The sequence below is a fragment of the Streptomyces sp. NRRL WC-3742 genome, assembly GCF_000720635.1.
Lineage (GTDB): Bacteria > Actinomycetota > Actinomycetes > Streptomycetales > Streptomycetaceae > Kitasatospora.
Map to the genome: position 1 here is coordinate 68343 of NZ_JOCF01000056.1, position 24034 is coordinate 92376.

Below are 24034 nucleotides of genomic sequence, written 5' to 3' on the forward strand. Positions count from 1 at the left end.
GGCCAGCAGTTCGGCGACGCGCACCGCGCCCGCCTTGGCGTCGTTGAGGTGGTTGGCCAGGTGCATCAGCGGCGCCACCGCCTCGACGGGCATCGCCCCGACCATCAGGGCGAGCAGCAGCTCGGTGGTGGAGATCCAGCCGGCCGCGCACATCGGCACCGAGGCGGCGACCACCACCAGCAGCGTCGGCAGTGGTACCACGAACAGCTGGTTGACGACGCCGGAGGCCCGCGAGGTGGCGATCCACGCGGCCACCGCGGCGGTGAACTCCCGTACCGAGGTGGCGAACCGGCCGACCGAGGACCGGCCGTCGTCGAAGGTCCGCACCACCGGCATGCCCTGGACGAACTCCACGACGGCCGCGTTGACCCGCTCGTTGGCGGCGTTGTACCGGGCCCGCTGCTCGGAGTGGTCCCGGGTCAGCAGCGTCATGCAGACGACCGCCACCGGGACCACCACCAGCACCGCGAGCAGCAGCCGCCACTGGACGAGGCCGAGGGCGAGCAGCGCGGCGAGCGGCTGGGCGATGCCGGAGCCGACGAACGGCAGGGCGTCGGCCACCGCGTTGTGCAGGGCCTTGACGTCGTCCTGGACGATCTTCTTGATCCGCCCGGAGCCCAGTCGCTGCACCTCGCCGAGCGGCATCCGGGCCAGCGCGTCGGCCAGGCGGCGGCGCAGCGCGACCTCGAACGCGTAGCTGGCCTCGTGCGCCAGGTGGTCGGCCAGCCAACGGGAGGCGAAGGAGAGCAGCAGCGCCGCGAGCGCGCCGACCGTCCAGCCGACCGGGAAGGACGGGTCCGCGTCGAACAGCCCGCCCGTGGCGTAGGCGGCGCAGACGAAGCCCATGACCGCGCCGACCCCGGCGAGCACGCCGAGCAGGGCGGCCGAGCGCAGCCGGGCACGGATGCCCGGCTCGGCGGCCACCAGGGCGGACAGCGTGCGCAGGCCGCCTTCCGTGCGCTCAGCCATGCTCCGACTCCCGTACCAGGGCGGCGAGTTCGCGCCGATTGACCTTTCCGAGGGCGGTCCGGGGAAAGGCGTCCAGCACCACCACGCGGTCCGGCAGCTTGAACGCGGCGAGGCCGCGGCCGGTGAGGTGGGCGTTGAGCTCGGCCCGGGTGGGTGCGGCGCCCTGGGCGATCACGCAGGCGCAGTTGCGCTCACCGAGCACATCGTCCGGCACCCCGACCAGCGCGGCGTCGTGCACGGCCGGGTGGGCGAGCAGCAGGTTCTCCACCTCCTCCACCGGGACCTTGTCGCCGCCCCGGTTGATCACGTCCTTGACCCGGCCCTCGACGACCAGGTGGCCGCTGGGCAGCCGGCGCACCAGGTCGCCGCTGCGGTAGAAGCCGTCCGGGGTGAAGGCGCCCCGGTCGGCCTCGGGCGCGCGGTAGTAGCCGCGGATCGTGTACGGGCCGCGCACCAGCAGCTCGCCGGTCCCGCCCGGCGCGACCTCGCGGTCGTCCGGGCCGACGATCCTCAGCTCGTCGTGCTCGGCGAGCGGGCGGCCCTGGGTCTCCAGCAGCAGGTCCTCGGGGTCGTCCGGGCGGGTGTAGTTGAGCAGGCCCTCGGCCATCCCGAAGACCTGCTGGAGGGCGCAGCCGAGCTCGGGGCCGACCCGTTTGGCGGTCTCGGGCTTGAGCCGGGCGCCGCCGACCTGGAGCAGTTCCAGGCTGCTGAGGTCCGCGCGCGTCCACCCGGCGGCCTCCAGCCAGAGCAGGGCGAGCGGTGGCACCAGCGCGGTGGCGGTGACCCGCTCCCGCTCGATCAGCGGGAAGGCGTCGTCGGGGCTCGGGGTCGGGGTGAGGACGACCGTGCCGCCCACGCCGAGTGTGCCCAGCAGGCCCGGGCAGGCCAGCGGGAAGTTGTGGGCGACGGGCAGCGCGGCCAGGTAGCGGGTGGAGGCGTCGAAGCCGCACAACTGTGCACTGGCGGTGGCGTTGTAGAGGTAGTCGTCGTGGGTGCGCGGGATGAGCTTGGGCGCGCCGGTGGTGCCGCCGGACAGCAGCAGCAGCGCCACGTCCGAGGGGTCGGGCCCGGCCAGCGGCAGCGGGTCGGCGTCCACCCCGGCCAGCGCCGTGAACTCCTGCGGCTCACCGGCCACGAGCACCTCGCGCAGCTGCGGTGCCTCGGCCAGCAGGGTGCGGGCGAGCGCCCGGTGGTCGTGGCCGAGGTGGACGTCAGGGGCGATGTAGGTCCGCGCGCCCGACAGCCGGGCCAGGTGGACGAGTTCGGTCTCGCGGTGCGCGGGCAGGGCGAGCATCCCGCGCCGGTGCAGTCCGGTGGCCAGCCGGTCGGCGCGGTCGTCGACCTCGAGGTAGGTCCAGCGGTGGCGGCCGTCGACCACGGCGGTGTGTTCGGGCGTGGCGAGCGCCCGCTCGCGCAGCAGGGAGCCGAGGGTGCGGCCCCGCCAGTAGCCGAGTGCGCGGTAGCGGTCCGCGAACTCCGGTGGCCAGGCGGTGAATCCGTCGAGCATGGGGCCCTTCCAGATGGGGATCGGTGGGTCAGTGGGCGGCGGGCACGACGTACGGGGCGACGGCGGCGAGCTTCTCGCAGGTCTCCTCGTACTCCCGGGACGGCCGCGAGCCGGCGACGACGCCCGCGCCGGCGCGCAGCCAGGCCCGTCCGTCGCGCTGGTAGACGGCGCGCAGCACGAGCGCGGCGTCGAGCGAGCCGTCGGCGTCGGCCATCAGCACCGTTCCGGCGTACAGGCCGCGCGGCTGGTCCTCGAGTTCGGCGATGAGGCGGTAGGCGGCGGCCTTGGGGATGCCGGAGGCGGTGACGGGCGGGAACACCGCGCCGAGCGCGTCCCAGCCGGTGCTGCCCTCGGCCAGCGTGGTGGCGACCCGGGAGGCCAGGTGCTGGACGCTGCCGCGCCGTCTGACCGCCATGAACTCGGTGACGTGGGTGGTCCCGGGCCGGCCGACGGAGGTCAGCTCCTCGACCGCGAGGCGGACCGAGGCGGCGTGCTCGTAGACCTCCTTCGGGTCGGTCAGCAGCTCGGCGCGCAGCGCCTCGTCGGTGCCGGGGTCGCCGGTCAGCGCCCGGGTGCCGGCCAGCGGCTGGGTGGAGGCGCGGCCCGAGGCGTCCGTCTCGACCACGGTCTCGGGGCTGAACCCGGCGGCCTGCCAGCCGCCGAGGTCCAGCAGGAAGGACCGGGCCGGGGTGTTGTGGCGGCGGCCGGCCAGGTAGGTGGCGCACACGTCGACCCGGAACGGGACGGGCACCGGGCGGGACACGATGGCCTTCTCCAATCGGCCGCGCCCGATCTCGGCCACCGCGTGGGAGACCCCGCAGTGGTAGGTCGTGGGGTCGGCGCGCACGTCGACCGGCACGGGCCGGGGCTCGGGCCGGGCGGCGGGTTCGGCGAGCAGCTTGAGCGCGGAGTCCAGCTCTCCCGGGTCCACCGCCCGGACCAGTACCTGGTCCGCGGCGATCTCGAACTCCAGGCGGGGCACGACGAGATGGGCGAGCACCTGGCCGTCGGCCGGCCGGTCCGGGGCGGCCAGTTCGAAGCAGGCCCAGCCATAGGCGCGCCAGCCGGCGACCGGCGTGCGGTCCAGGGCTTCGGCGACCCGGCGCCACGGGGTGCCGGACCACTCCCGGGCCTCGCCGTCGCCGGTGCGCACGTGCCGGGCGTCGACCCGGACCTCGGCCAGTGCGTCGCCCGCGACGTGCCAGCGCCCGCCGCGCTCGTACACCACGTACTCGCCGAGCAGCCCCGAACCGGTCAGCTGGGCGACGACCGCGAGCGGGTCGAACGGGCCCCGGACAGTGGATTCCTGGTAGTGCTGGATCACGGAGGTGCTCCTCACGGGGTGGTGCTCACAGGGGTGGTGCGCGGCGCGACGGTCCGCAGCGGGGCGGCGATCAGTTCGGCGACGGCGCGGGCGTTCTGCTCCTCGATGCAGCTGAAGTGGTTGCCCTCGATATCGGTGACGGCCAGCTCGCCGAGGACGACGTCCCGCCAGAAGCCGAGCGTGGTCTCGTCCATGCCGGGGGCGAAGCCGGAGGAGCCGCGCGGGCGCAGGAAGCGGACGTCGCCGGCGTACGGGGGAGGGGTGAAGCGGGCCGAGCGGAAGCTGTGGGCGAAGACCCGGAACATGCCCTCGGCCATCTCGGCGTGAAGCTCCTGGCCGCTTCCGGCTGAGGCGGCACGGACGTAGCGGGCGAAGCGGTCGGCGCGGGTGTGGGCACTGAGCAGGCGGAAGTACGCGGCGGCGGCGTCGAGTTCGGGAGTGCCGCCCACCTCCAGCAGGGAGCCCTCCGGCACCTTGCCGTCGTGGCGTTCGATGACCTGCATGAAGGCGTCGAGGACGGCTTGCGGGTCGATCGGGCCGAAGCCGGCCTGCGGGAGCTCGATGTGCAGGTTGGGCAGGAACAGCAGCTCGATCATCAGGTCGTCGTCGACGTCGAAGACCACCGGGTGACTGCTGGCCAGGACCAGGTCCTCGACCACGACGCCGCGCTCGCCCAGCCGGCGGGCGACCTCGGTGGCGTACAGGCCGCCGAGGCAGTAGCCGACCAGCTGGACGCGGGTGCGGCCCTCGGCGATCAGCCGCTCGGCGTAGTCGTCGGCGGCCCGTTCGATCACCTCGGCGGGGTCGGTCGCGAGGTACGTCCCGGTGTCGTCGATGACGATGCCGAGCACCGGGCCGAGGTCCTGGGCGACGAGCTGCTCGGCGAGCGGGCGGTAGCAGTCCATGGTGCCCAGGCCCGCGTGGAACAGGACGCGCAGCGGGCCCTCGCCGCTTCCTCCCCTGCCGCCGTCGCCGAACGGCACCAGCAGGGCGTTGCCCGACTCGCTGCGGCGGCCCACGGGTTCGGGCCCGGCGCCGCTCTCGTGGACGGATCCGTCGCGCCCGCGCAGGAAGCGGGCGAGCGCCTCGACGGTCGGCTGGTTGAGCAACCGGCGAAGCAGGGTGTCGAAGGGGACGTCGGCGGCCTGCGGCAGCTCCTCGCGGAGCCGGCCGGCCATCCGCGCCATGATCAGCGAGTCTGCGCCGCGTTCGTAGAAGCTCTCGCTGCGGCCTATCGAGGCGATGGCGAGCGTGTCCGCCCACAACTCGGCCAGCCTGGACTCCAGTTCGTCGGCGGGCGCGTCGCCGGTGGCGCTCGGCTCGGCGGTGCCGGCGGCCGGGCGCCAGGTGCGCAGGGCCTTGCGGTCGACCTTGGCGTTGCCGGTGAGCGGGAGGGCGTCGACCACCTGGAGGTGCGAGGGCACCATATGGGCAGGGAGCCGTTCGGTGAGGTGCTCGCGCAGCTCGGCCTCGGTCACCGGGGCGCGGTCGGTCTTCAGCCGGGCGGCGAAGAGGTGGACGGCCTGCGGGGCGAGGGCGTGGCCGTCCTCGGGCAGAGTGAGCACCCGTTCGGCGCCCGTGGCCTCGATGAGCCGCAGCCACTGGTCCCGGTCGACGTAGGAGGGGCCGCCCTCGCGCAGGCCGTCGGCCGGAGGGGTCATCAGGAACGCCTGCGAGGCGAGGATCCAGGGGTGCTCCCTGGTGGGTTCGGTGAGGACCAGCCAGCCTCCGGGGGCCACGAGTTCGGCGAGCCGCGCGAGCGCGGCCGGGATGTCCCGGGCGTTCTCCAACACGCCGGCGGCCAGGACCACGTCGAAGGAGTTCGGGGCCAGGCCCTGCGCGCGGTGGTCCCGGTCGACGTCGAGGACGCCGAACCGTATTCCGGGTCGTTCGCCGAACCGGGCGCGGGCCTCGGGCAGGAAGAACGGTGCCACGTCGGTGAACAGGTAGTCCACCTCGCTGTCGGTCAGCGCCTCCAGGACCGATTCGGTGGTGCCGCCGGTGCCGGCGCCGGCCTCCAGGACGCGCAGCGGCCGTCCGGCCCCGGCGGTTTCTTCGGCGATCCGCTGGAGCAGCGTGGCCACCGCCCGGTTGAGGTAGCGGGCCATCGCGTTCTCCCGGTACAGCGCCCGGGTGGTGGCGAACCCGCCCTCGGGGTAGAGGAGTTCGAGCGGGTCATGTCGGCCGGCCAGCAGCTCGACGAGGTGCTCGGCGTTGCGGCGCAGGTAGGCGGGGAACTCCGGGGAGCCCAGGTCGGTCGTCCATGCCCGCTCGGCGAGCTCCCAGCGGGCGGCGGCGGTGGCCGCGTCGACCGGGCCGAGGTCGGCGTCGGCGAGGACCGACTCCCAGCGGCGCGCCAGCCAGCGGTGCTTCTCGGCGACGTCCTCGCCGGCCCGGGCCAGGGCGAGCGCCATCGAGGTCAGGACCGCGTGGTCGAGCCGTTCGACGGCGTTCGTGACGGCGGCCCGGTCGAGCCCGGGGACGGCCGCGTCGGCCTCGGCCGAGACCGCCGCCGGGAGGCCCGTGCGCTCGGACTGCGGTTCCCCGATGCGCTCGGGCGGCGGTGCCCCGGTGCGGGCGGCTTCGACGACGCCGAGCAGGCCCTCGCCGTCCACGACCACCCCGGCCGCGGCGACCGCCGGGTGGGCGAGCAGTGCGGCCTCGATCTCGCCGAGCTCGATCCGGTGCCCGCGCAGCTTGACCTGGGTGTCCTCGCGGCCCAGGAACTCGATCTCCCCACCGGGCAGGTAGCGTCCGAAGTCGCCGGTGCGGTAGAGGCGTTGGCCGCCCGCCGGGTGGGTGAGGAAGTGGCGCGCGGTGGTGTCCGGGTCGCCGAGGTACCCCTGGGCGAGGCCCTCGCCGGTGATGTACAGCTCGCCGGGCGTCCAGACCGGGCGGTCCCGCAGGGCCGCGTCCAGGACCCGGAAGCCCTGGTTGGCCAGCGGGCGGCCGTACGGGATGCTGCGCAGGCCGGGTTCGAGGCCGCGGTAGGGGTGGGCGATGGACCAGATGGCGGCCTCGGTGGCGCCGCCGAGGGCGACCACCTCCAGGCCGGGCAGGCGGGCGGTGATCTCGCCGGGGAGGGTGAGCGGCACCCAGTCCCCGGAGAGCAGGGCGAGGCGCAGCGAGGGCAGCTCGAGGCCGGGCTCGGCGTCCAGGTAGGAGGCGAGCATCTGCATCATCGCGGGCACCGAGTCCCAGACGGTGACGCCGTGTTCGGCGATCAGGGCGGCCCAGTGCGACGGGTCGGTGCGGCGCTCGTGCTCCGGCAGGACGAGCGCCCCGCCCGCCGAGAGCGGGCCGAAGACGTCGTAGACCGACAGGTCGAAGCCGAGGTTGGCCAGGCCGAGGACGCGGTCCTGGGCGGTGACGGCGAAGCGCCGGTTGATGTCCGTGACGGTGTTGGCAGCGGCGCGGTGGCTGACCACGACGCCCTTGGGCCGGCCGGTGGAGCCGGAGGTGTAGATCACGTAGGCCGGGGCGTCCGGGTCGCCGCCGTCCGGCAGCGGTGGCGCGAGGGCCGTGAGGCCGTCCACCGCGATGGCGCCCGGCGCGGCCTCGGTCCAGGACTGGGTGAGCACGTGCCGTACGCCCGCGTCCGCCAGGATCGCCTCCCGGCGCAGCGCCGGCTGGACGGTGTCCACGGGCAGGTAGACCGCGCCCGCGAGGAGCGTGCCGAGCACGGCCGCGACCTGCTCGACGCCCTTGTCCATGACGATCGCCACCCGCTCGCCCGGGGTGCAGCCGGCCGCCCGCAGCGCCTCGGCGACGGCGGCGGCGCGCCCGGCGAGCTCGCCGTAGCTCACGGTGCCGCGCGGGCCGATCACGGCGGGCCGCTCGGGGGTGCGGGCGGCCTGGGCGAACACCGCGTGGTGCAGCGGGGCGTCCGGCAGCGGCGCGGCGGTGTCGTTGACCGCCCGCCGCTCCTCGGCCTGCCGGGTGGGAAGCGGGACGACGTCCCCGGAGCCCCAGGGTCGGTCGCCGGCCGCGAGCTCGCGCAGCAGCGACTCGAAGGCGTCGAACATGTCGTCCGCCAGGCCCTCGGGGAAGATGCCCTCGCGGATGTCCCAGTTGACCTGGAGGCCCTCGGCGTCGTCCATGGCCTGGCAGTCGATGAACACCTGCGGGGTCTGGGTGATGCCGAAGCCGTCGAGCCGGCCCTCGGCGCGCCGCTCGGCGGCGTCGTCGCCGAGGCCGATGGCGCTGGTGAAGACCACCGGCATCAGCGCGGCCTCGCGCCCGCGGCGGCGGGCGAGTTCGCGCAGCACCTCGACGCCGGAGCAGAGCCGGTGGTCGAGGTCCTCGAAGAGCCGGCCGCCGAGTGCCCGGGCCCGTTCGGTGAAGGACGCGCCCTGCGTCCAGTCGACGGCGAGCAGGCTGACGGAGGTGAAGTCGCCGACGACCCGGTTCACCTGCGGGTGCAGCGGCAGCCGGTTGAGCACGGTGAGGTTGAGGGTGAACTCCGGTGTGCGGCTCCACCGTTCGAGCACGGCGGCGTACGCGGCGAGCACCGCCGAGGAGGGGGTGAGCCCGCGCTGCCGGGAGCGCTCGCGCAGCGCGTCCCAGGCGGCGGCGTCCAGTCGGAGGAAGCGGCGGCGGAACCGGCCGGGGGTGTCGCGATCGAGCACCGGCAGGTCGGGGGCGGGCGGCAGCCCGTCGATCCGCCCCCACCAGTAGTCGCGGTCGCGCTGGTGGCGGGGCGACTCGCGCAGGGCCCGTTCGGCGAGCAGGTAGTCGCGGAACTCCAGCTCCAGCGCGGGCAGTTCGGCGCCCGGCCGGGCGTGCAGGGTCTCGAACTCGGCGAGCAGCAGCCAGATGCCGGCCCAGTCGGTGATCAGGAAGTCCATGGACACGTGGAGGACGGCCCGCTCGTCGGTGCGGGTGACCCGCAGGTCGAACAGCGGCCACCGGTCGGTCCGGTACACCCGGTGGCCGAAGTCCTCGCGCACCGCCGCGAGTTCCGCCTCGACCAGGTCGCGGTCGGCGCCGCGCAGATCGGCGGCGGGCACCGTCAGGTGCGGGACCTCGGGCAACACCCGCTGGTAGCCCTCGGCCTCGACCACGGCGCGCAGCATGCCGTGCCGCTCGACCAGCCGGTTCCAGGCCCGTTCGGTGCGATGCGGTTCGAGGTCGGGGTAGTTGACCTCCAGGTAGACGTGGCAGGCGACCTTCCCGTGGCCGAAGGCGTCGCCCCGGCCGAGCAGGTAGGCGGCCTGCACGTCGGTGAGCGGGAACGGCTCGGTACGGGAATCCGGATCGGGGACGATCGCGGGCGCGGCGTGCTGCTCGGCCAGGTGCGCGAGGACGGCCTCCTTGCCGGCCCTGAGTCGGGCCAGCAGCTCCGGGGTGAGCGCGCCCTTGGGTGCCCGGTACCGGAGTTGGCCCGCATCCTCCCACAACTGCACTCCAGCGTGCTGGAGTTCGGCGATCAGCTCGTTGACGTTCATGCGTGCTTGGCCTCTTCGGGTCGCGGGGCGATGTTGGCGTTGAACCGGAACACGTTGTCCGGGTCAAGGGCGGTCTTGAGCCGGACCAGCCGCTCGTGGGCCTCGGGCCCGTAGGCGGCGCGCACCCACTCCGGCTCGGGGTCGGGCAGCAGGTTGACGTACGGGCCCCGGGTGACCGGCTGCAGGGCTCGCCAGCCGTCCCGGGCCGGGCGCAGGTGGGCGGGGCTGTCCGGGTCGCCGTACCACTGGGCGCAGATCTCGGCGAACCAGGCGGCGTCCCGGTGGGTGAAGGCGGTCGGTCCGGCGGGGGCGCGGCCGATGGCGCCGCCCAGGGCGCCGAGCACCACCGAGAAGTTGGGCCCGGCGGTGGCCCAGCGGGCGAGCAGGTCGTCGATGGTGTGATCGGAGAGCTCTGTCAGCAACTCGCCCCGGTTGTAGACCTGTTGACGGGTGACATCGGGCGGGGACGGCAGGAGGCGCTGGTAGGCGGTGTACGTCATCGGGCGGATGCCGTCCGCGACCGGTGCGGGGTCGCCGTGGCGCAGCGGGCCGAGCACCTCGTCGGTTCGGGCGGGATCGCCGAACCAGGTCGGGATCAGCACCAGCGAGCGTTCGAAGTGCAGGTGCTCGGGGACGAACGGCAGCGGCGGGGCCGTCCAGAGCAGCATGATCAGTGAGGCGTCGTCGGGGGCGGTGGCCAGCCAGTCCCGGGCGGTGCGCAGCGCGGCCGGGGCGTGCGCGGCCGGGTGGACCAGCGGCCCGGCCACCACCCCGGCCACCGGGTGAAGCCGGAAGCCGAACCGGACGACGACGCCGAAGTTGCCTCCGCCTCCGCGCAGGCCCCAGAAGAGTTCCGGGTGCTCGGTCGCGCTCGCCCGCAGTTGCCGGCCGTCGGCGGTGACCAGGTCGAAGAAGACGGCGTTGTCGCTGGTCAGCCCGTACCGGCGGGAGAGGTCGCCGATGCCGCCGTTGAGGGTGTGGCCGGCGATGCCGACGTCGGGGTTGCGCGGTCCGGGCAGGGCGAGGCCGTGGCGCTGGGTGGCGGCGTCGAACTCGCCCCAGGTGACGCCGGGTTCGGCGGCGGCCAGGCGGGTGCGGGGATCGACCTCGATCCGTTTCATGCCGCCGAGGTCGACGACCAGCCCGCCGTCGCAGGTGCCCCAGCCGGCGACGTTGGCGCCGCCGCCGCGCACCGCGACCGGCAGGCCGTGGTGGCGGGCGTGCTCCAGTGCCACCAGGACGTCGGCCGCGTCGGCGCAGCGGGCGATGGCCGCCGGGCGCCGGTCGGCGCGGGCGTTGCGCACCCGGCGGGCCTGCTCGTAGTCGGGGTCGGTGGGGGTGGTCAGGTGCATCGGGGGCTCCGCTCGAAGACCGCGCCGTGGACGTCGGCGGGGTGGATCTCGTGCTGCAGGCCGGTGAGCCGGACCGCCAGGACGCCGGTGCGGTCGGCCGGTTCGGCGGCCAGCCGGGTATCGGTTCCGGCCAGCGCGTCGAACGCCTCGCGGTCCTGCCGGGCGACGCCGAAGCGCACCCGGGCCACGCCGAGGGCGCCGTTGGGGTGGCTGACCGCGGGCGGCCGCTGCGGCGGGTCGTACTGGGAGACGAGGAACGGGAGCCGGGCCGGGGCCGGGGTGAGGAACTGGTACCGCACCCGGGAGCCGTCCGGCGTGCGGCGGCGACCCTTCATCACCCGCGAGCCGGGGATCCCGGTCTCGCGCAACGCCTGGTGCGCGCCCGTCAGTTCGGCGCCGTCGGTCTCCAGTGCGACGTCCCGCCAGCCCTCGCCTCCGGCTGCCCAGCGGGCCAGCCGCCGACCGGCCGGGGTGCCGTTGACGAGACCGAAGGGCAGGCTCAGGAGACCGAAGCGCCTCGGCAGTTCGAAGAGCTCGATGAACGGCCCGGACTCGAACCAGATGAGGGCGTTGTGGGCCTTGTCCGGCGCGCTTCCCCAGGTCACGGTGAACCCGACGGCGGTGAAGTCCGCGACGGCGGAGTGGATGTCGCTTACCTTGCAGAGAATGTGACTGCACCTCAGATCGAGCGTCATGGTGTGCGGCTCCGGGCGGTTCTGGCCGCGAACAGGCGCTGCCCGAGAGGGCCCAGCGGGTGGTCCTCGGCGGGGAGCGTGCGGACTTCCGGGATCCCGGCGCCCGCCAGGACGTCGAGCCACTGTTCGCGGGAGAGGAAGGTGGTGCCCGAGGCCAGTCGGGCGTCCTGCGCGGCGGTCATCATGAACGCCTGCGAGGCGAGGATCTCCAGGTGCTCCCTGGTCGGTTCGGTGATCAGCAACCAGCCGCCGGGGACGAGGAGTTCGTTCAGCGAGCGGACGGTCGTGCCGGTGTTCCGGGCATTGTTCAGCACCCCGGCCGCGATCACCACGTCGAAGGAGCCCAGATCCTGTCCACCCGGCGGCCGGTCGATGTCGTACGTGCCGTAGCGCACCCACGGCAGCCGGGCGAACCGCCGACGGGCCGGCTCCAGGAAGAACCGGGACACGTCGGTGAACAGGTAGTCCACCCGGGCGTCCGGCTCGCCGGAGAGCGCCGCCACCACCGCCTCGGTGGTCGCCCCCGTCCCGGCGCCGACCTCCAGCACCCGCAGGGGCTTGCCGTGGCCGAGGGCGATCCGCCGGACGGCCGTGGCCACGGCGGTGTTGAGGTAGCGGGCGGTCACGGTGTCGCGGTACACGGCGTCCGCGAGCTCGGTCCGCCCCTCGGGGAAGAGCAGCAGCGTCGCCTGCTGCGCGCCGGTGAGCAGCGCGGGCAGCCGTTCGGCGTTCAGCCGCAGGTAGTCGACGAACCCGGCGCCGCCCAGCCCGTCCTTCCAGAGCCCGGCGGCCCGGTCCCAGGCGCGGGCGGTGGCGGCCGCCTCGGCCGTACGGGTCCCGGTGAAGCGCCCGCCGTCCCGGGTGAGCCACCCGCGCTCGGCCAGGACGGTCAGCCATCGCCCGACGAGGACGTGGTGGGCAGGTGCGACGCCGTCGAGCAGGTCCTCGGCGGTGTGTCCGGGCCCGCCGGGCAGCAGCAGACCCCGGTCCTGGAAGGACTGCAGCATCGCGGCGAGCACCGCCTCGTCGAGGTGGCGGACGAACTCCTCGGCCTGGCCGGGCACGACGTGCCGGGCTTGCGGATCGGCGGCGTCGGCGGCGGCCCGGACCACGCCGTCCAGCGTCGGCGCTCCGGCGTCCTCCACCGGCCACAGGTCGCCCACCGGCAGCGGCTCGTGGCGCTGCCCGGGCCGGAGCGCGGGGTAGCCGAGCCGGGCCGTGACGTCCTGCCACATCCGGGTCAGCGCCAGGTGGTACTGCTCCGGCCGCTCCGCGCCGGGCTCGCCGAGCACCGCCGCCCGCAGCGCGAGCAGGTCCGCCCCGATCGCGGCGGGCCAGTCGGCGCCCAGCGCGTCCCGGTAGCGCGGCGGCTCGGCCGGGCCGAGGACGGTCGTGGTGGGCTCGGCCAGGTGGCCGGTGCCGGGCCCGTCGAAGTCGAAGCGTTCCTTCACCGCGCCGGGGATGTGCAGGCGCGGGCTCCACAGCACCGGCCCGTGCGGGTCGGTCAGGGTGAGACTGCCCGCCGCCGTGCCCAGGGTCACCCGGTGCAGGAGGTGCACGTGGTTGTCGGGGTCCGCCGGGTCCACCTCGTTCTGCACCCGCAGGGTGGCGGGCACGCCGCCGACCGTGCCGGTGAGCAGCCCGAACGGCCCCTGCGAGGGCAGCGCTTCCAGCTTCCAGGGGCGGAGCGTGCCCAGCGCGTCCCCGAGGAGGTGCACCAGCGGGAACGCGACCTGCACCGAGCAGGCGGCGTCCAGGTACAGCGCGGGCCGCCGCTCCAGCAGCCGCCGGGCCGCCGTGGTGAACCGCCGTACGGCGGGCAGCCGGACGTACAGGTCGCCCAGCCGGTACCGCACGCCCCGGCGGTGGGCCTCGCGCAGGCAGGCGGCCAGGTCGTCGTGGTGCACCGGCTGCTCCTGGAGGACGTGGACGCCCCGGCCGAGCAGCTTCAGCGCCAGCACCGTGCCGACGCCGCCCATCGCGCCCGAGCGCACCACCACGCAGGCGAGGTCGATGTCGCCCGGCAGCCCGTCCGGATCGGTGTACAGCGGCACCCCGTACCGGCGCGCGCACTCCACCGAGCGCTCACCGCCGCGCGCCAGCACCCCGGCGATCTCGAACTCCTCCGGCAGCGCGGCGAGTGCGGCCAGGTAGAACTGGCCGAACGTCGTCCCGCACACCACCACCCGCAGTCGACGGCCGGTCACAGTGCCCCCTCCTCTTCCACGGCCAGCTCGGCCGCCGTCCCGTCGGCCACCGTCAGTACGACCCCCGGTACCCGCCGCAGCCGCGCGACGGCCATGAGCGGGTCGAGCACCGCGTCCGCGCGGTGCACCCCGGGCGGCACCTCGCCGCGCAGGACCGCCAGGGCGGCCACCGCCGTTGCGGCGCCCGTCAGTTCGGAGATCCCCGGTGCGCGCAGCACCGCCGTGCGGCTGACCGTGCGGCCCCAGGCCACCCCGTCGAGCTGGGCCAGCAGCACGGCGTACGGGCTGCGCCCGGCGAGGTCCAGCGCCGTCGCCCGGCACAGCGCCGTGACCGCGTCCGCCCGGTCGAGCGTGCGGGCCGCGTCGAGGGCGGCGGTGAGGTGTTCGCCGTCGAGCGCGGTGAACCAGCGGCCGTGGTCGAGCCCGAGGTCGCGGGCCACCCGTTCGCCCTCGCCGTCCAGGTACGGCAGCACGGTGACCGGGCGCGGCAGGTACGGCAGGCGCTGCCCGGCGGCCCGGGCCAGTGCGCCCGGGCGGCGGGCGCCGTCGGCCCAGGCGGCCGACGGCTCGCTGTCGTCGCCGAGGACACCGTGCAGGTAGTCCTCGGCACCGGTCGCCGTGAACGCGTCCAGCACGGCCGCGTGGGCGGTGAGTCGGTGGACCTCGGCGAAGTCCTGCCGGGCCAGCCAGCGCGGCAGCAGCCCGGACAGGCCGGGCAGCGCACCGGCCGCGAACACGGCGGCGCGGCCGGTCGCGGCGAGCGTGTCCAGGCCCTCGGCCGCCCCGGCGTCCACGTGGTGGGCCCCGGCCGCGAGGGCCGCCCGGGCCACCCGGACGGCGGTGCGGTGCGACGGTCCCGCGCAGTGCACGACCAGCGCGCACCCGTCGACGAAGGCCGCCAGCGACGCATCGTCCCCGACGTCCACCCGGGCGGCCTCCGCCCCCGGGCCGAGGTCGGCGGCCAGCAGGGCGGCGCGTTCCCCGTCCCGCGCGCCGATCCGCAGCGGCCCGGCTCCCCAGGCCGCCAGCAGCCGGGCGGCCTGGGTCCCGACGGCGCCGTAGCCGCCGATGATGCCGATCACAGAGCTTCCTCTCTCGGGTCGTTGAGTAGGGCCGTACCGTTCACAGCGCGCCTTCTTCGACGTCCGCCAACTGGGCGAGCTCCTCCGCCACCACGGCGGCGACCTGGGCGAGGCCCGGGCCGGCGAAGATGCGGCGCAACGGCAGCTCGACGGCGAAGCGCTGCCGTACCCGGGTGATGAAGCGGGTGGCGAGCAGGCTGTCGCCGCCCAGCTCGAAGAAGCCGCGCCGTCGGCCGACCTCCGGGATGCCCAGCAACTCCCGCCACATCGCGGCGAGTTCGCACTCCATTTCGCCCTCCGGCGGCTCGTCGGGGCCGAGTTCCCCGCCGCCGTCGGCCAGCACCGCCGCGACCGCCCTGCGGTCGACCTTGCCGTTGGCGCTCAGCGGCAGCCACGGCAGCACCTCGATCCGCTCGGGCACCATCGGGCCCGGCAGCAGGCCCGCGAGGTGCTCGCGCAGCGCCGCCGGGTCGGGAACCGCCGCGTCCTGCGGGCGTTCGGCCCACAGCAGGTCCATGAACGAACCGCCCACCGGCCGGTGACCGGCCCCGCTCAGCCCGGCGCGCGCGAAGAGCTCCGCCCAGCGCTCCCCGGGGAGCATCGGCGAACCGGCCAGGCGCCGCTCGCGGTCGAAGCCGTCGTAGCCGCGGTCGAGCAGGCCCGCCGTCAGCAGGGCCACCGGCGTCAGCGCGGCGCGCTCCACCGCGAGCAGCCGCCCGCCCGGCCGGGCCAGCAGCGCGGCCAGCGCCGGGCCCTGCCCGGGCTCCGGGTGGCGGTGCAGCACGTTGGCGGCCAGCACCACGTCGAAGCCGTACCGCAGGTCGTCCGGGACCGTCGTGCCGGGCAGCAGGAGGCAGACGGTCTCGTGCGGCAGCGCCTCCAGCCGCCCGGCCGCCGTGGCGACCAGGCCGGGGGCGGCGTCCAGCAGGGTGTAGCGCACCTGGTCCGGGCCGATCAGGCCGAGCAGCCGCTCGGCGGTCCGGCCGTCCCGCCCGGCGAGCTCGGCCACCTCGACGGGTCGGCCCAACGCCTCGGACAGGTCGGCGAGTTGAGCGGCGATCTCGTCGAGCGCCAGGGCCGTCCCCGGATCGTGGTCGGCCAGGCAGGCCGGGGCGAGGACGTCGTCGTCCAGCAGCGCCGCCGGGTCGACCCGGCCCGCGAGGATCTCGCGGTAGTCGCCGAGCCGTTCCAGCAGCCTGCGGTGCGCCCGGGCGATCAGTGCGCCGTACGCGTCCGCCCCCGCCCGGGGAGCCTCGCGCAGCAGCGCGGAGGCCAGCTCGGGGCCGGCCAGGTAGCGGCCCCCCTCCTCGGCCAGCACCTTCCGCTCGACCAGCAGCCCCAGCCACAGCCGCAGCACCGCACGGTGCTCGTCCACCGCGTCCAGGCGCGCCACCAGGTCCTCGAACCGCCAGGCCGTCCCCTCCCCGAGGGCGTCCAGGCCGAGCAGCCGGGCCAGCACCGCGCTCGCGGCGTCCGCCTCCAGCTCCCACGCGCCCGCCCGGGCCACGGCCACCTCGGTCGGCACGCCGACGTCACCGGGCGCCGCGCAGGTGCGGACGGCCGCCGGGACGGGCACCACGCCCGCCACCAGCCTGCGGCCCGTCCCCTCACCGACCACCGCGGCGACCGCCCGGCCCACCCCCGGGCCGGAGCGCAGTGCGGACTCGATCTCGCCCAGTTCGATCCGGTGGCCGCGCAGCTTCACCTGCTGGTCGGCCCGGCCGAGGAACTCCAGCGTGCCGTCCGCCCAGTACCGCCCGAGATCCCCGGTGCGGTACCAGCGCTCGCCCGCGTGGGCGACGAAGCGCCGCGCCGTCAGCTCGACGGCGCCCCGGTAGCCGCGCGCCACGCCCGCGCCGCCGATCCAGAACTCGCCCGGCACGCCGTCCGGGCAGTCCCGGCCGAGCGCGTCCACCACCCGGAAACGCTGGCCGCGCAGCGGACGGCCGTACGGCACGGAGCGCCAGGCCGGGTCCACCCCGGCCACCTCGAAGCAGTTGGACCAGATCGCCGCCTCGGTCGCCCCGCCGAGCGCCACGAACCGGCACTCGGGGCGCAGCGCGGCCAGTCGGACGGGCAGGTCCAGCCCGACCCAGTCGCCGGAGACCAGCGCCAGGCGCAGCGGCTCGGGCGCCTCGGCGGCCTCGGCCACCGTCAGCAGCATGTCCAGCAGGGCCGGCACGGTGTTCCACACCGTCACCCCGTGCCGGCGCACCAGCTCCAGCCACCGCCGGGCGTCGCGCCGGTCCTCCTCGCCGATCAGCACGACCGCCCCGCCCGCCGACAGCGGGCCGAACACGTCGTACACCGACAGGTCGAAGTCGAGCGCGGACACCGCGAGCGTCCGGTCCCGCGCGGCGAGGCCGAAGCGCTCGTTGACGTCCGTGACGGTGTTCGCCGCCGCCCGGTGGGTGATCTCCACGCCCTTCGGCTCACCCGTGGAGCCCGAGGTGAAGATGACGTACGCCAGGTCGTCGGGCGACGCCTGTGACACGGCGGCGGGTTCGGCCGCCTCGGCCTGCCGCAGCACCTCCTCGGTCACCGCCAGCCGCGCCCCGGCCACGCCGACGATCCGCTCGCGCCGCGCCGCCGGCTGGTCCACCCCGAGCGGCAGGTACGCCGCGCCGGTGGCCAGCACACCCAGCACCGCCACCAGCTGCTCCGGCCCCTTCGGCAGCGTCACCGCCACCAGTTCACCGGGCCCCGCCCCCCGCTCCCGCAGGACGGTGGCCACCCGCAGCGCCCGCCGCGCCAGCTCGCCGTACGTCAGCGACCCGTCCTCGCCCCACACCAGCGCGGTGCGCCCGGGTTCCTCGGCGGCCAGGCGGAAGAACTCCGCGTGCAGCAGCCGGTCCCCGGCGCCCGCGCCGGTCGCGTTGACGGCCGCCCGGGTGCGCAGCTGCGCCTCGGGCAGCAGGTCGGGCCCCTCGCCGCGCCAGTCGGACCCGGCCTCGCCGAGCCAGTCGACCAGCCGCCGGTAGGCCGCGAACATCTCGTCCACCAGCCCGTCCGGGAACAGCCCGTCGACCACGTCCCAGGTCAGCCGCACGCCGCCGTCGGCGGTCTCGGTGACCTGGTGGTCCAGCCAGACCTGCGGCGTCTGCGAGACGCCCCAGACCGGCGCGGTGAACGGCCCCTCGGCCGGCTCGCCGCCGACACCGAGCGCACTGGTGAACACCACCGGCATGGTGGTCTCCGGCTCGCCGGTGAACCGGGCGAGCTCCCGCAGCACCTCGACCGCCGACACCTCCCGGTGGTCCAGCCCGCGCCACAGCTCCCGCTGCACGCGACGGGCCGCCGCCAGCCGGCTCTCGCCGGGCTCGGGGCGGGAGGGCACCAGCACCAGCGAGGTGAAGTCGCCCATGACCAGGCCGATGTCCGGGTGCACGTCGCGGCGGTCGAACAGGGTGAGGTTGACGGTCAGGTCCGGGCGGGCGCTCCAGCGGCCCAGCACCTCGGCGAACGCGGCCAGCAGCACCGCCGACGGGGTCAGCCCGTGCTCGCGCGCCCGCTCGGCCACCGGCCGCCACCGCTCGCCGGGGACCAGGGCCTCCCGGCGGGAGAACCGCGGCCGGCCGATCTCCGCCGGATCCATCGCGAGCGGCAGCTGCGGGCCCGGCGGCAGGACGGGCAGCTGCTCCGCCCAGTACGCCCGGGCGGCGGCCAGCTCCTGCGGCGCGGGCGCGGAGCCCAGCACGTAGTCGCGGAACGAGACGTCCACCGGCGGGAGTTCGGCGTCCGGGTGCTCGTAGAGGGCGCCGAGCTCGCCGTAGAAGCGCAGGATGCTCAGCGCGTCCAGCACGATGTTGTCCATGCCGATGCCGAGGCGGGTGCGCCCGCCCGCGCGGACGGCGCGGATCGCGAACAGCGGCCAGCAGCCGGGGTCGAACACCTGGTGCGAGGCAGCCTCGCGCAGCTCGGCGAACGCGGCCTCCGGATCGTCCCCGGCCTCGGTGACCGGGAGGGTGAACCGGGGCACCTCGGCGAGGATCCGCTGCTCGCCGCGCTCGTCGACGACCGCGCGCAGCATCTCGTGCCGGGCGACCAGCCGGTTGACGGCCTCCTCCAGACGGACCGGGTCGAGGTCCGGCACCTCGTACTCGCGGTAGTAGTGGCAGCCGGTGCCGCCGAGCGTGAAGCCCTCGCCGCGGCCCAGCCAGTACGCGCGCTGGACGTCCGTCAGCGGGAACGGGTCGTGCCGCCGCGCCGGGTCGGCCGCGAGCGCCGCGCTCTGCGGTCCGGCCTCCAGCGGACGCAGCGTCGCCGCGAAGTCGGCCAGCACCGGGTGGGCGAACAGCTCGGACAGCCGCACGCCCGCGAATCCCGCCGCCCGCAGCCGCCCGATCAGCCGGGTGGCGAGCAGCGAGTCGCCGCCGAGCGCGAAGAAGTCGTGTTCACGGCCGATCACCTCGACGCCCAGCACCTCGGCCCAGACGGAGGCTGCCCGCTGCTCCGCCTCGCCGGCCGGTGGGGTCACCTGTGTACGGCCGGGCAGCTCGGCGGCGGCCAGCACCCGGCGCAGGAGCCCGCGGTCGATCTTGCCGTTGGCGGTCAGCGGCAGGCCCGGCAGGACGGCGATCCGCTCGGGGACCATCGGCGCGGGAAGCACGTCCCGCAGGTGTTCGCGCAGGGCAGCCGGGGTCGCGCCGTCGCGCAGCGCGCCGACGGTGGCCAGCGCCGACCAGTCGGCGGGCGGCTGCGCCCGGTCGTCGGTCACGGCCGCGGCGATCCGGCCGTCCGCGCAGACCACCGCGACGCCCCGGGCCACGCCCGGGAAGGCCGTCAGCGCGGTCTCGATCTCGCCGAGTTCGATCCGGTGGCCGCGCACCTTGACCTGGTGGTCGGCCCGGCCGAGGAACTCCAGGGTGCCGTCGGGCCGGTAGCGGGCGCGGTCGCCGGTGCGGTACCAGCGCACGCCGTCCAGTTCGGTGAAGCGCTCGGCGGTGCGGTCGGGGTCCCCCCGGTAGCCGCGCGCTACGCCGGCGCCGCCGATCCACAGCTCGCCGGGGACGTGGTCGGGGCGGTCCCGCCCGAGCGGGTCGACCACCCGGCAGACGACGTTCTCCAGCGGGGTGCCGTACGGCACGGTCGCCCAGTCGGCGGGGACCTCGCGGACCTCGCACCAGGTGGAGTGGACGGCGGTCTCGGTGGTGCCGCCGAGCGCGGCGAACCGGCACCGCGGGGCGAGGGCCGCGAGCCGCGCCGGCAGGTCGAGCGGCACCCGGTCGCCGCCGAGCAGGACGGCTCTGAGGCTCGTCAGCGGCCGGTCCGCCGCGGTGACCAGCATGTCCAGCAGCGCGGGCACGCAGTTGACCACCGTGGCGCCGTGGCGGGCCGCCAGGTCGACCCACGCGGTGGCGTCCCGGCGGTCCGGCTCCTCGACGCAGACCACCGCGCCGCCGGCCGACAGCGGGCCGAAGACGTCGTACACCGAGAGGTCGAAGTCCAGGGCGGACAGTGCCAGCGTGCGGTCGGAAGAGCCGATCGTCAGGCGGGAGTTGAGGTCCTCGACGGTGTTCATCGCGGCGGCGTGGGTGAGTTCGACGCCCTTGGGCTCGCCGGTGGAGCCGGAGGTGTGGATGACGTACGCGAGGTCGCCGTCGCCCCCGGGCACCGGGGCGGGCAGGGGCTCGGTGCCGGCGGGGACGGCGATCTCCTCGACCACCAGGCGGATTCCGGCGGAGCGGTGGATGCGCTCGCGGCGGGCGGCGGGCTGGTCGACGCCGAGCGGCAGGTAGGCGGCGCCGGTGGCCAGTACGGCGAGGACGGCGACGACCTGGTCGGGGCCCTTGGGCAGAGTGACCGCGACCAGCTCGCCCGGCCCGGCGCCGCGGGCGCGCAGGTGTCCTGCCAACGCGAGGGCCCGCTCGGCGAGTTGGCCGTAGTCGAGGATGCCGTCGGTGCCCCACAGCAGGGCGGGGGCCTTCGGGCGGGTGGCCGCGTGCGCGAAGAACCCGTCGTGCAGCCGGGCACCGGTGCGGGGCGCGCGGGTGTCGTTCGTCCGGGCGCGCACGGCGAGTTGGGCGTCCGGCAGGAGCGCGGGGACGGCGGCGGACCAGGCGGCCGCGTCGGCGGTCAGCCGGTCGAGCAGGCCGCTGTAGGCGGCGAACATCGCGTCGAGGACGCCGGGGGCGAAGGCGTCCTCGCGGGCGTCCCAGTTGACCAGCAGACCGCCGCCGACCTCGGTGACCTGGGCGTCCAGCCAGACCTGCGGGCCCTGCGAGATGATCCAGGACGCCTCGCCGAACGCCTCCCGCACCGCCGGTGCGAACAGCTCGCCGAGACCGAGCGCGCTGGTGTAGACGACCGGGGCGAGGACCTGCTCTCCGTGCAGCCGGGACAGGTCGCGCAGCACCTCGACGCCGGAGTGCCCGGCGTGTGCGGCGTCCTCGTGGAAGCGCCGCTGCAGGCGCAGCGCCCGCTCGGCGAAGGTGCCCGGGGTGGAGCCGTCCCAGGCGAGCAGCACGGAGGAGGTGAAGTCGCCCACCAGCTCGCCGACTTCGGGGTGCAGCGGGGCGCGGTCGAAGAGCGGGAGGTTGAGCAGGAGGTCCGGTTCGGCGCTGAACGCGGTCAGCGTCTCGGCGAACACGGCGGCCAGGGCCATGGCCGGCGTCAGGCCGTGCCGCCTGGCGTGCGCTTCGAAGCGCTCCAACTCGTGGGTGTCCAGCAGGCGGTGGCGGCGCAGCACGGTGGTCGCGGCGGAGCCGTGCGCGTTCGGGGTCAGCGGCAGCGCCGGTGCGGCGGGCAGGTCGGGCAGGCGGGCGTGCCAGTGGGCGCGGTCGGCCTCGCGGGCGGCCGGGTCGGCGGCGGCGGCGCGGTCGGCGAGGTAGCGCGGGAAGCTGTAGCCGAGGGTGGGGAGTTCGCGCTCCGGCTCGGTGTAGGCCCGGGCGAGGTCGGCGAGCAGGACGCGCAGGCTGAGCGCGTCGGCGGCGACCATGTCGAGGTTGAGGTGGAGTCTGGTCCCGCCGGCCCGGACGGCGTCCGGCAGCAGCGTGAGCCGGACGTCGAGGACCTCCCCGGCGGCGATGTCCAGGGTGCGGTGGGAGAGACATCGGCGCAGCTCCGCGAGTTCCGCCTCGGCCTCGGCGGCGCCGCGTTCCCGCAGGTCGTGCACGCGCAGCCCGGGCCAGGCGGCCTGCGGGGCGATCCGCTGCCGGCCGTCGTCGAGGACGTGCACCCGGAGCATGCCGTGCCGGGCGAACACGGCCAGGACCGCGGCCTCCAGCCGCTCCGGGTCCACCCCGGTTCCGTCGAACTCGTGGTAGAAGTGCGCGGCCACTCCGCCGAGTTGCTGCCCGTCGGCGCGCCCGACCCAGTAGGCGTGCTGCATCAGCGCCAGGTCGAAGGGGGCGTCCTCCTCGACGGCGGCCGGCTCGGCCGCCGTGGGGGCGTCGGCGGTGCGGCGCCGGTCGACCAGGGCCTGCCAGGCGGCGAGGGTGGGTTCGGCGGCGAGTTCGGCGAAGCCCAGGTGGATACCGGCCCGGTTGAGGTCCCCGGCCAGGCGCATCATCGTCAGCGAGTCGAGCCCCAGCTCGATCAGGTTGGCGTCGGGGGCGATGGAGCGGGCGCTCAGGTCGAGCAGTTCGCCGACCGCCTTGGGGAGATCGACGGCGGCCGCCGCGCGGTCGTGCGACACGTGGAGGTCCTTCCTCGGGCAGGGGGGCGGACCACGGAGACGTGGCGTGACCGTGGTGTGGTCATCATTAATAGCATTGAAAACCATTTCCATCTAGTGCTAGCGTCCCCACTGTCTCCAGTAGGTCGCGAGGAAGGGGCGGGAATGGCTGATGCAACGTCAGGAGCACTATCCAGCAAGGGAGATGAGGTGAGCGAGGTGCCCTCCGGCGTGCGCTCGACGCGAGCCTGGACCACCGCCGTCACCTCACTCGCGGCCGCCATGATGACCCTCGACATCACCGTCGTGAACGTCGCGATGCCCCGGATCGGCGCCGATCTCGACGCCTCGCTGGACGCCCTCCAGTGGATCGTCAACGCCTACACGCTGACCTTCGCCGCCCTCCTGCTCACCGCCGGCTCGGTCTCCGACCGCATCGGCCGCAGGAAGGTCTTCCTGGCCGGCGTCGCCGTCTTCACCGCGGCCTCCGCCGCCTGCGCGCTCGCCCCCGACGCCGGGGTGCTGATCGCCTCCCGGGCCGTCCAGGGCGCCGGCGGCGCCATGGTCCTCGGCACCTCGCTCGCCCTCATCGCCGGCGCCTACGAGGGCGCCCCCGCCCGGGCCCGTACCGGCGCGGTCGGCCTCTACACCGCCGGTGCGGCCGTCTCCGCCGCCCTCGGGCCCCTGGTCGGCGGCGCGATCACCGAATGGCTGAGCTGGCCCTTCCTGTTCGCCGTGAACGTCCCCGTCGGCCTGCTGATCCTCCTCGGCGCCGTCCGCAAGGTGCCGGAGAGCGTCGACCCCGGCGCGTCCGGCCGGATCGACCGGGCGGGCGCCGTCCTCGCCGTCCTCGCCCTGTTCGCGCTCAACTACGGCCTGCTGACCGGCTCCGAGCACGGCTGGGCACGGGCGGACGTGGCCGGATCGCTCGGCGCCGGGGTGGTGCTGACGGCCGCCTTCGCCCTCGTGCAGTGGCGGCTCGGCGAGCGCGCCATGCTCGACCTGAGGCTGTTCGCCATCCCGACGTTCAGCGGAGCGGTGCTGCTCAGCTTCGCCGCCCGGATCTTCAGCTTCGGCCTGCTGCCGTTCCTCACCCTGTGGCTCGGCGGCATGCTGGGTCTCTCCCCGTTCCGGATCGGCCTGGTGCTGCTCGCCCAGTCCGTCGCGCTGCTGCTCGCCGCGCCCGTCGGCATGCTGCTCGCCCGGAAGGCCCCCGTCCCGGTGGTCCTGGCGCTCGGCATGCTGCTGGTCGCCGCCGGGATGTTCACCGCCGTCGGCATCGGCCCGGCCGACGGCTGGACGGCCGTCCTCCCGATGCTGATCCTGCTGGGCGCGGGCGCCGGCCTGACCCTGCCGCACCTGCTCGACCTCGCCGTCGGGGTCGTCCCCGCCGCCCGGGCCGGGACGGCCTCCGGCGCGGCCAACAGCTTCTTCCCGCTCGGTACGGCCTGCGGCGTCGCCCTCTTCGGCGTCGTCCTGTCCCAGCGGGCCGACGCGGAGCTCTCCCCGGGCGCGCTCGCCGCCCTCGGCGTCCCGGCCTCGGACTCCGGCCGGGTCCACGAGCTGGTCACCGCAGGCCAGTTCGACGCGATGGCCGAGCCCTACGCGGGACCTGCCCGTGAGCAGGTCCTCGCCCTCGCCCACTCCGCGTACACGGACGCCCTGTCCTCGATCTTCCTGATCGCCGCCGTCGCGGCCCTGCTGGCCGCCGGGGCCGCCCTGGTCCTGGTCCGCCCGCGGGACGCCGTCGCGTAGCCCCGTCGCGCTGGTTCGTCGCGCTGGCCCGTCGTGTCGCGCCGACGCCTGTGCCCGGCCGCCCCCGAGAGGGCGGCCGGG

General features: G+C 75.6%; 9 protein-coding genes and 1 pseudogene. 1 reads left to right on the forward strand and 9 read right to left on the reverse strand.

The genetic code is table 11. From position 1 onward, the window contains the following. Positions 1-255: 255 nt before the first annotated feature. The 9 genes and pseudogenes from IH61_RS48905 to IH61_RS0127755 all read right to left on the reverse strand — a co-directional run. Positions 256-969: pseudogene (locus IH61_RS48905) on the reverse strand (ABC transporter transmembrane domain-containing protein); the annotation flags it as partial. Beyond that, positions 962-2476 (reverse strand): (2,3-dihydroxybenzoyl)adenylate synthase, encoded by a 1515-nt coding sequence (locus tag IH61_RS0127720; protein ID WP_031074631.1) that lies wholly within the window; start codon positions 2474-2476, stop codon positions 962-964. The gene IH61_RS0127720 and the pseudogene IH61_RS48905, both read right to left, overlap by 8 nt. A gap of 28 nt (positions 2477-2504) precedes the next feature. Further along, the gene (locus IH61_RS0127725; protein ID WP_051838129.1) at positions 2505-3800 is read right to left on the reverse strand and encodes a salicylate synthase; all 1296 of its coding nucleotides are present in this window, start codon (positions 3798-3800) and stop codon (positions 2505-2507) included. A gap of 11 nt (positions 3801-3811) precedes the next feature. Further along, positions 3812-9247 carry a non-ribosomal peptide synthetase gene (locus IH61_RS0127730; protein WP_031074637.1) on the reverse strand — a complete coding sequence of 1812 codons (5436 nt, stop codon included), beginning with the start codon at positions 9245-9247 and terminating at the stop codon, positions 3812-3814. Then, positions 9244-10599 (reverse strand): FAD-binding oxidoreductase, encoded by a 1356-nt coding sequence (locus IH61_RS0127735; protein WP_037973432.1) that lies wholly within the window; start codon positions 10597-10599, stop codon positions 9244-9246. Before IH61_RS0127735 ends, IH61_RS0127730 begins: the two co-directional genes overlap by 4 nt. Continuing rightward, positions 10590-11294, reverse strand: coding sequence for a VOC family protein (locus IH61_RS0127740; RefSeq protein ID WP_031074640.1), 705 nt, complete (start codon positions 11292-11294; stop codon positions 10590-10592). The genes IH61_RS0127735 and IH61_RS0127740 overlap by 10 nt, the downstream gene beginning before the upstream one ends. Then, positions 11291-13501 carry a bifunctional Gfo/Idh/MocA family oxidoreductase/class I SAM-dependent methyltransferase gene (locus tag IH61_RS0127745; protein ID WP_031074642.1) on the reverse strand — a complete coding sequence of 737 codons (2211 nt, stop codon included), beginning with the start codon at positions 13499-13501 and terminating at the stop codon, positions 11291-11293. The genes IH61_RS0127740 and IH61_RS0127745 overlap by 4 nt, the downstream gene beginning before the upstream one ends. Further along, positions 13498-14583: a saccharopine dehydrogenase NADP-binding domain-containing protein gene (locus tag IH61_RS0127750; RefSeq protein ID WP_031074645.1), complete on the reverse strand. Its 1086-nt coding sequence runs from the start codon at positions 14581-14583 to the stop codon at positions 13498-13500. Before IH61_RS0127750 ends, IH61_RS0127745 begins: the two co-directional genes overlap by 4 nt. 40 nt (positions 14584-14623) lie before the next feature. Further along, complete coding sequence (locus IH61_RS0127755; RefSeq protein ID WP_031074647.1) at positions 14624-22219, reverse strand: non-ribosomal peptide synthetase; 7596 nt, start codon at positions 22217-22219, stop codon at positions 14624-14626. A gap of 189 nt (positions 22220-22408) precedes the next feature. Here IH61_RS0127755 and IH61_RS0127760 point away from each other — a divergent pair, with 189 nt between their 5' ends. Further along, positions 22409-23953, forward strand: a complete 1545-nt coding sequence (locus tag IH61_RS0127760; RefSeq protein WP_051838131.1) for an MFS transporter — start codon at positions 22409-22411, stop codon at positions 23951-23953. Positions 23954-24034 lie beyond the last annotated feature (81 nt).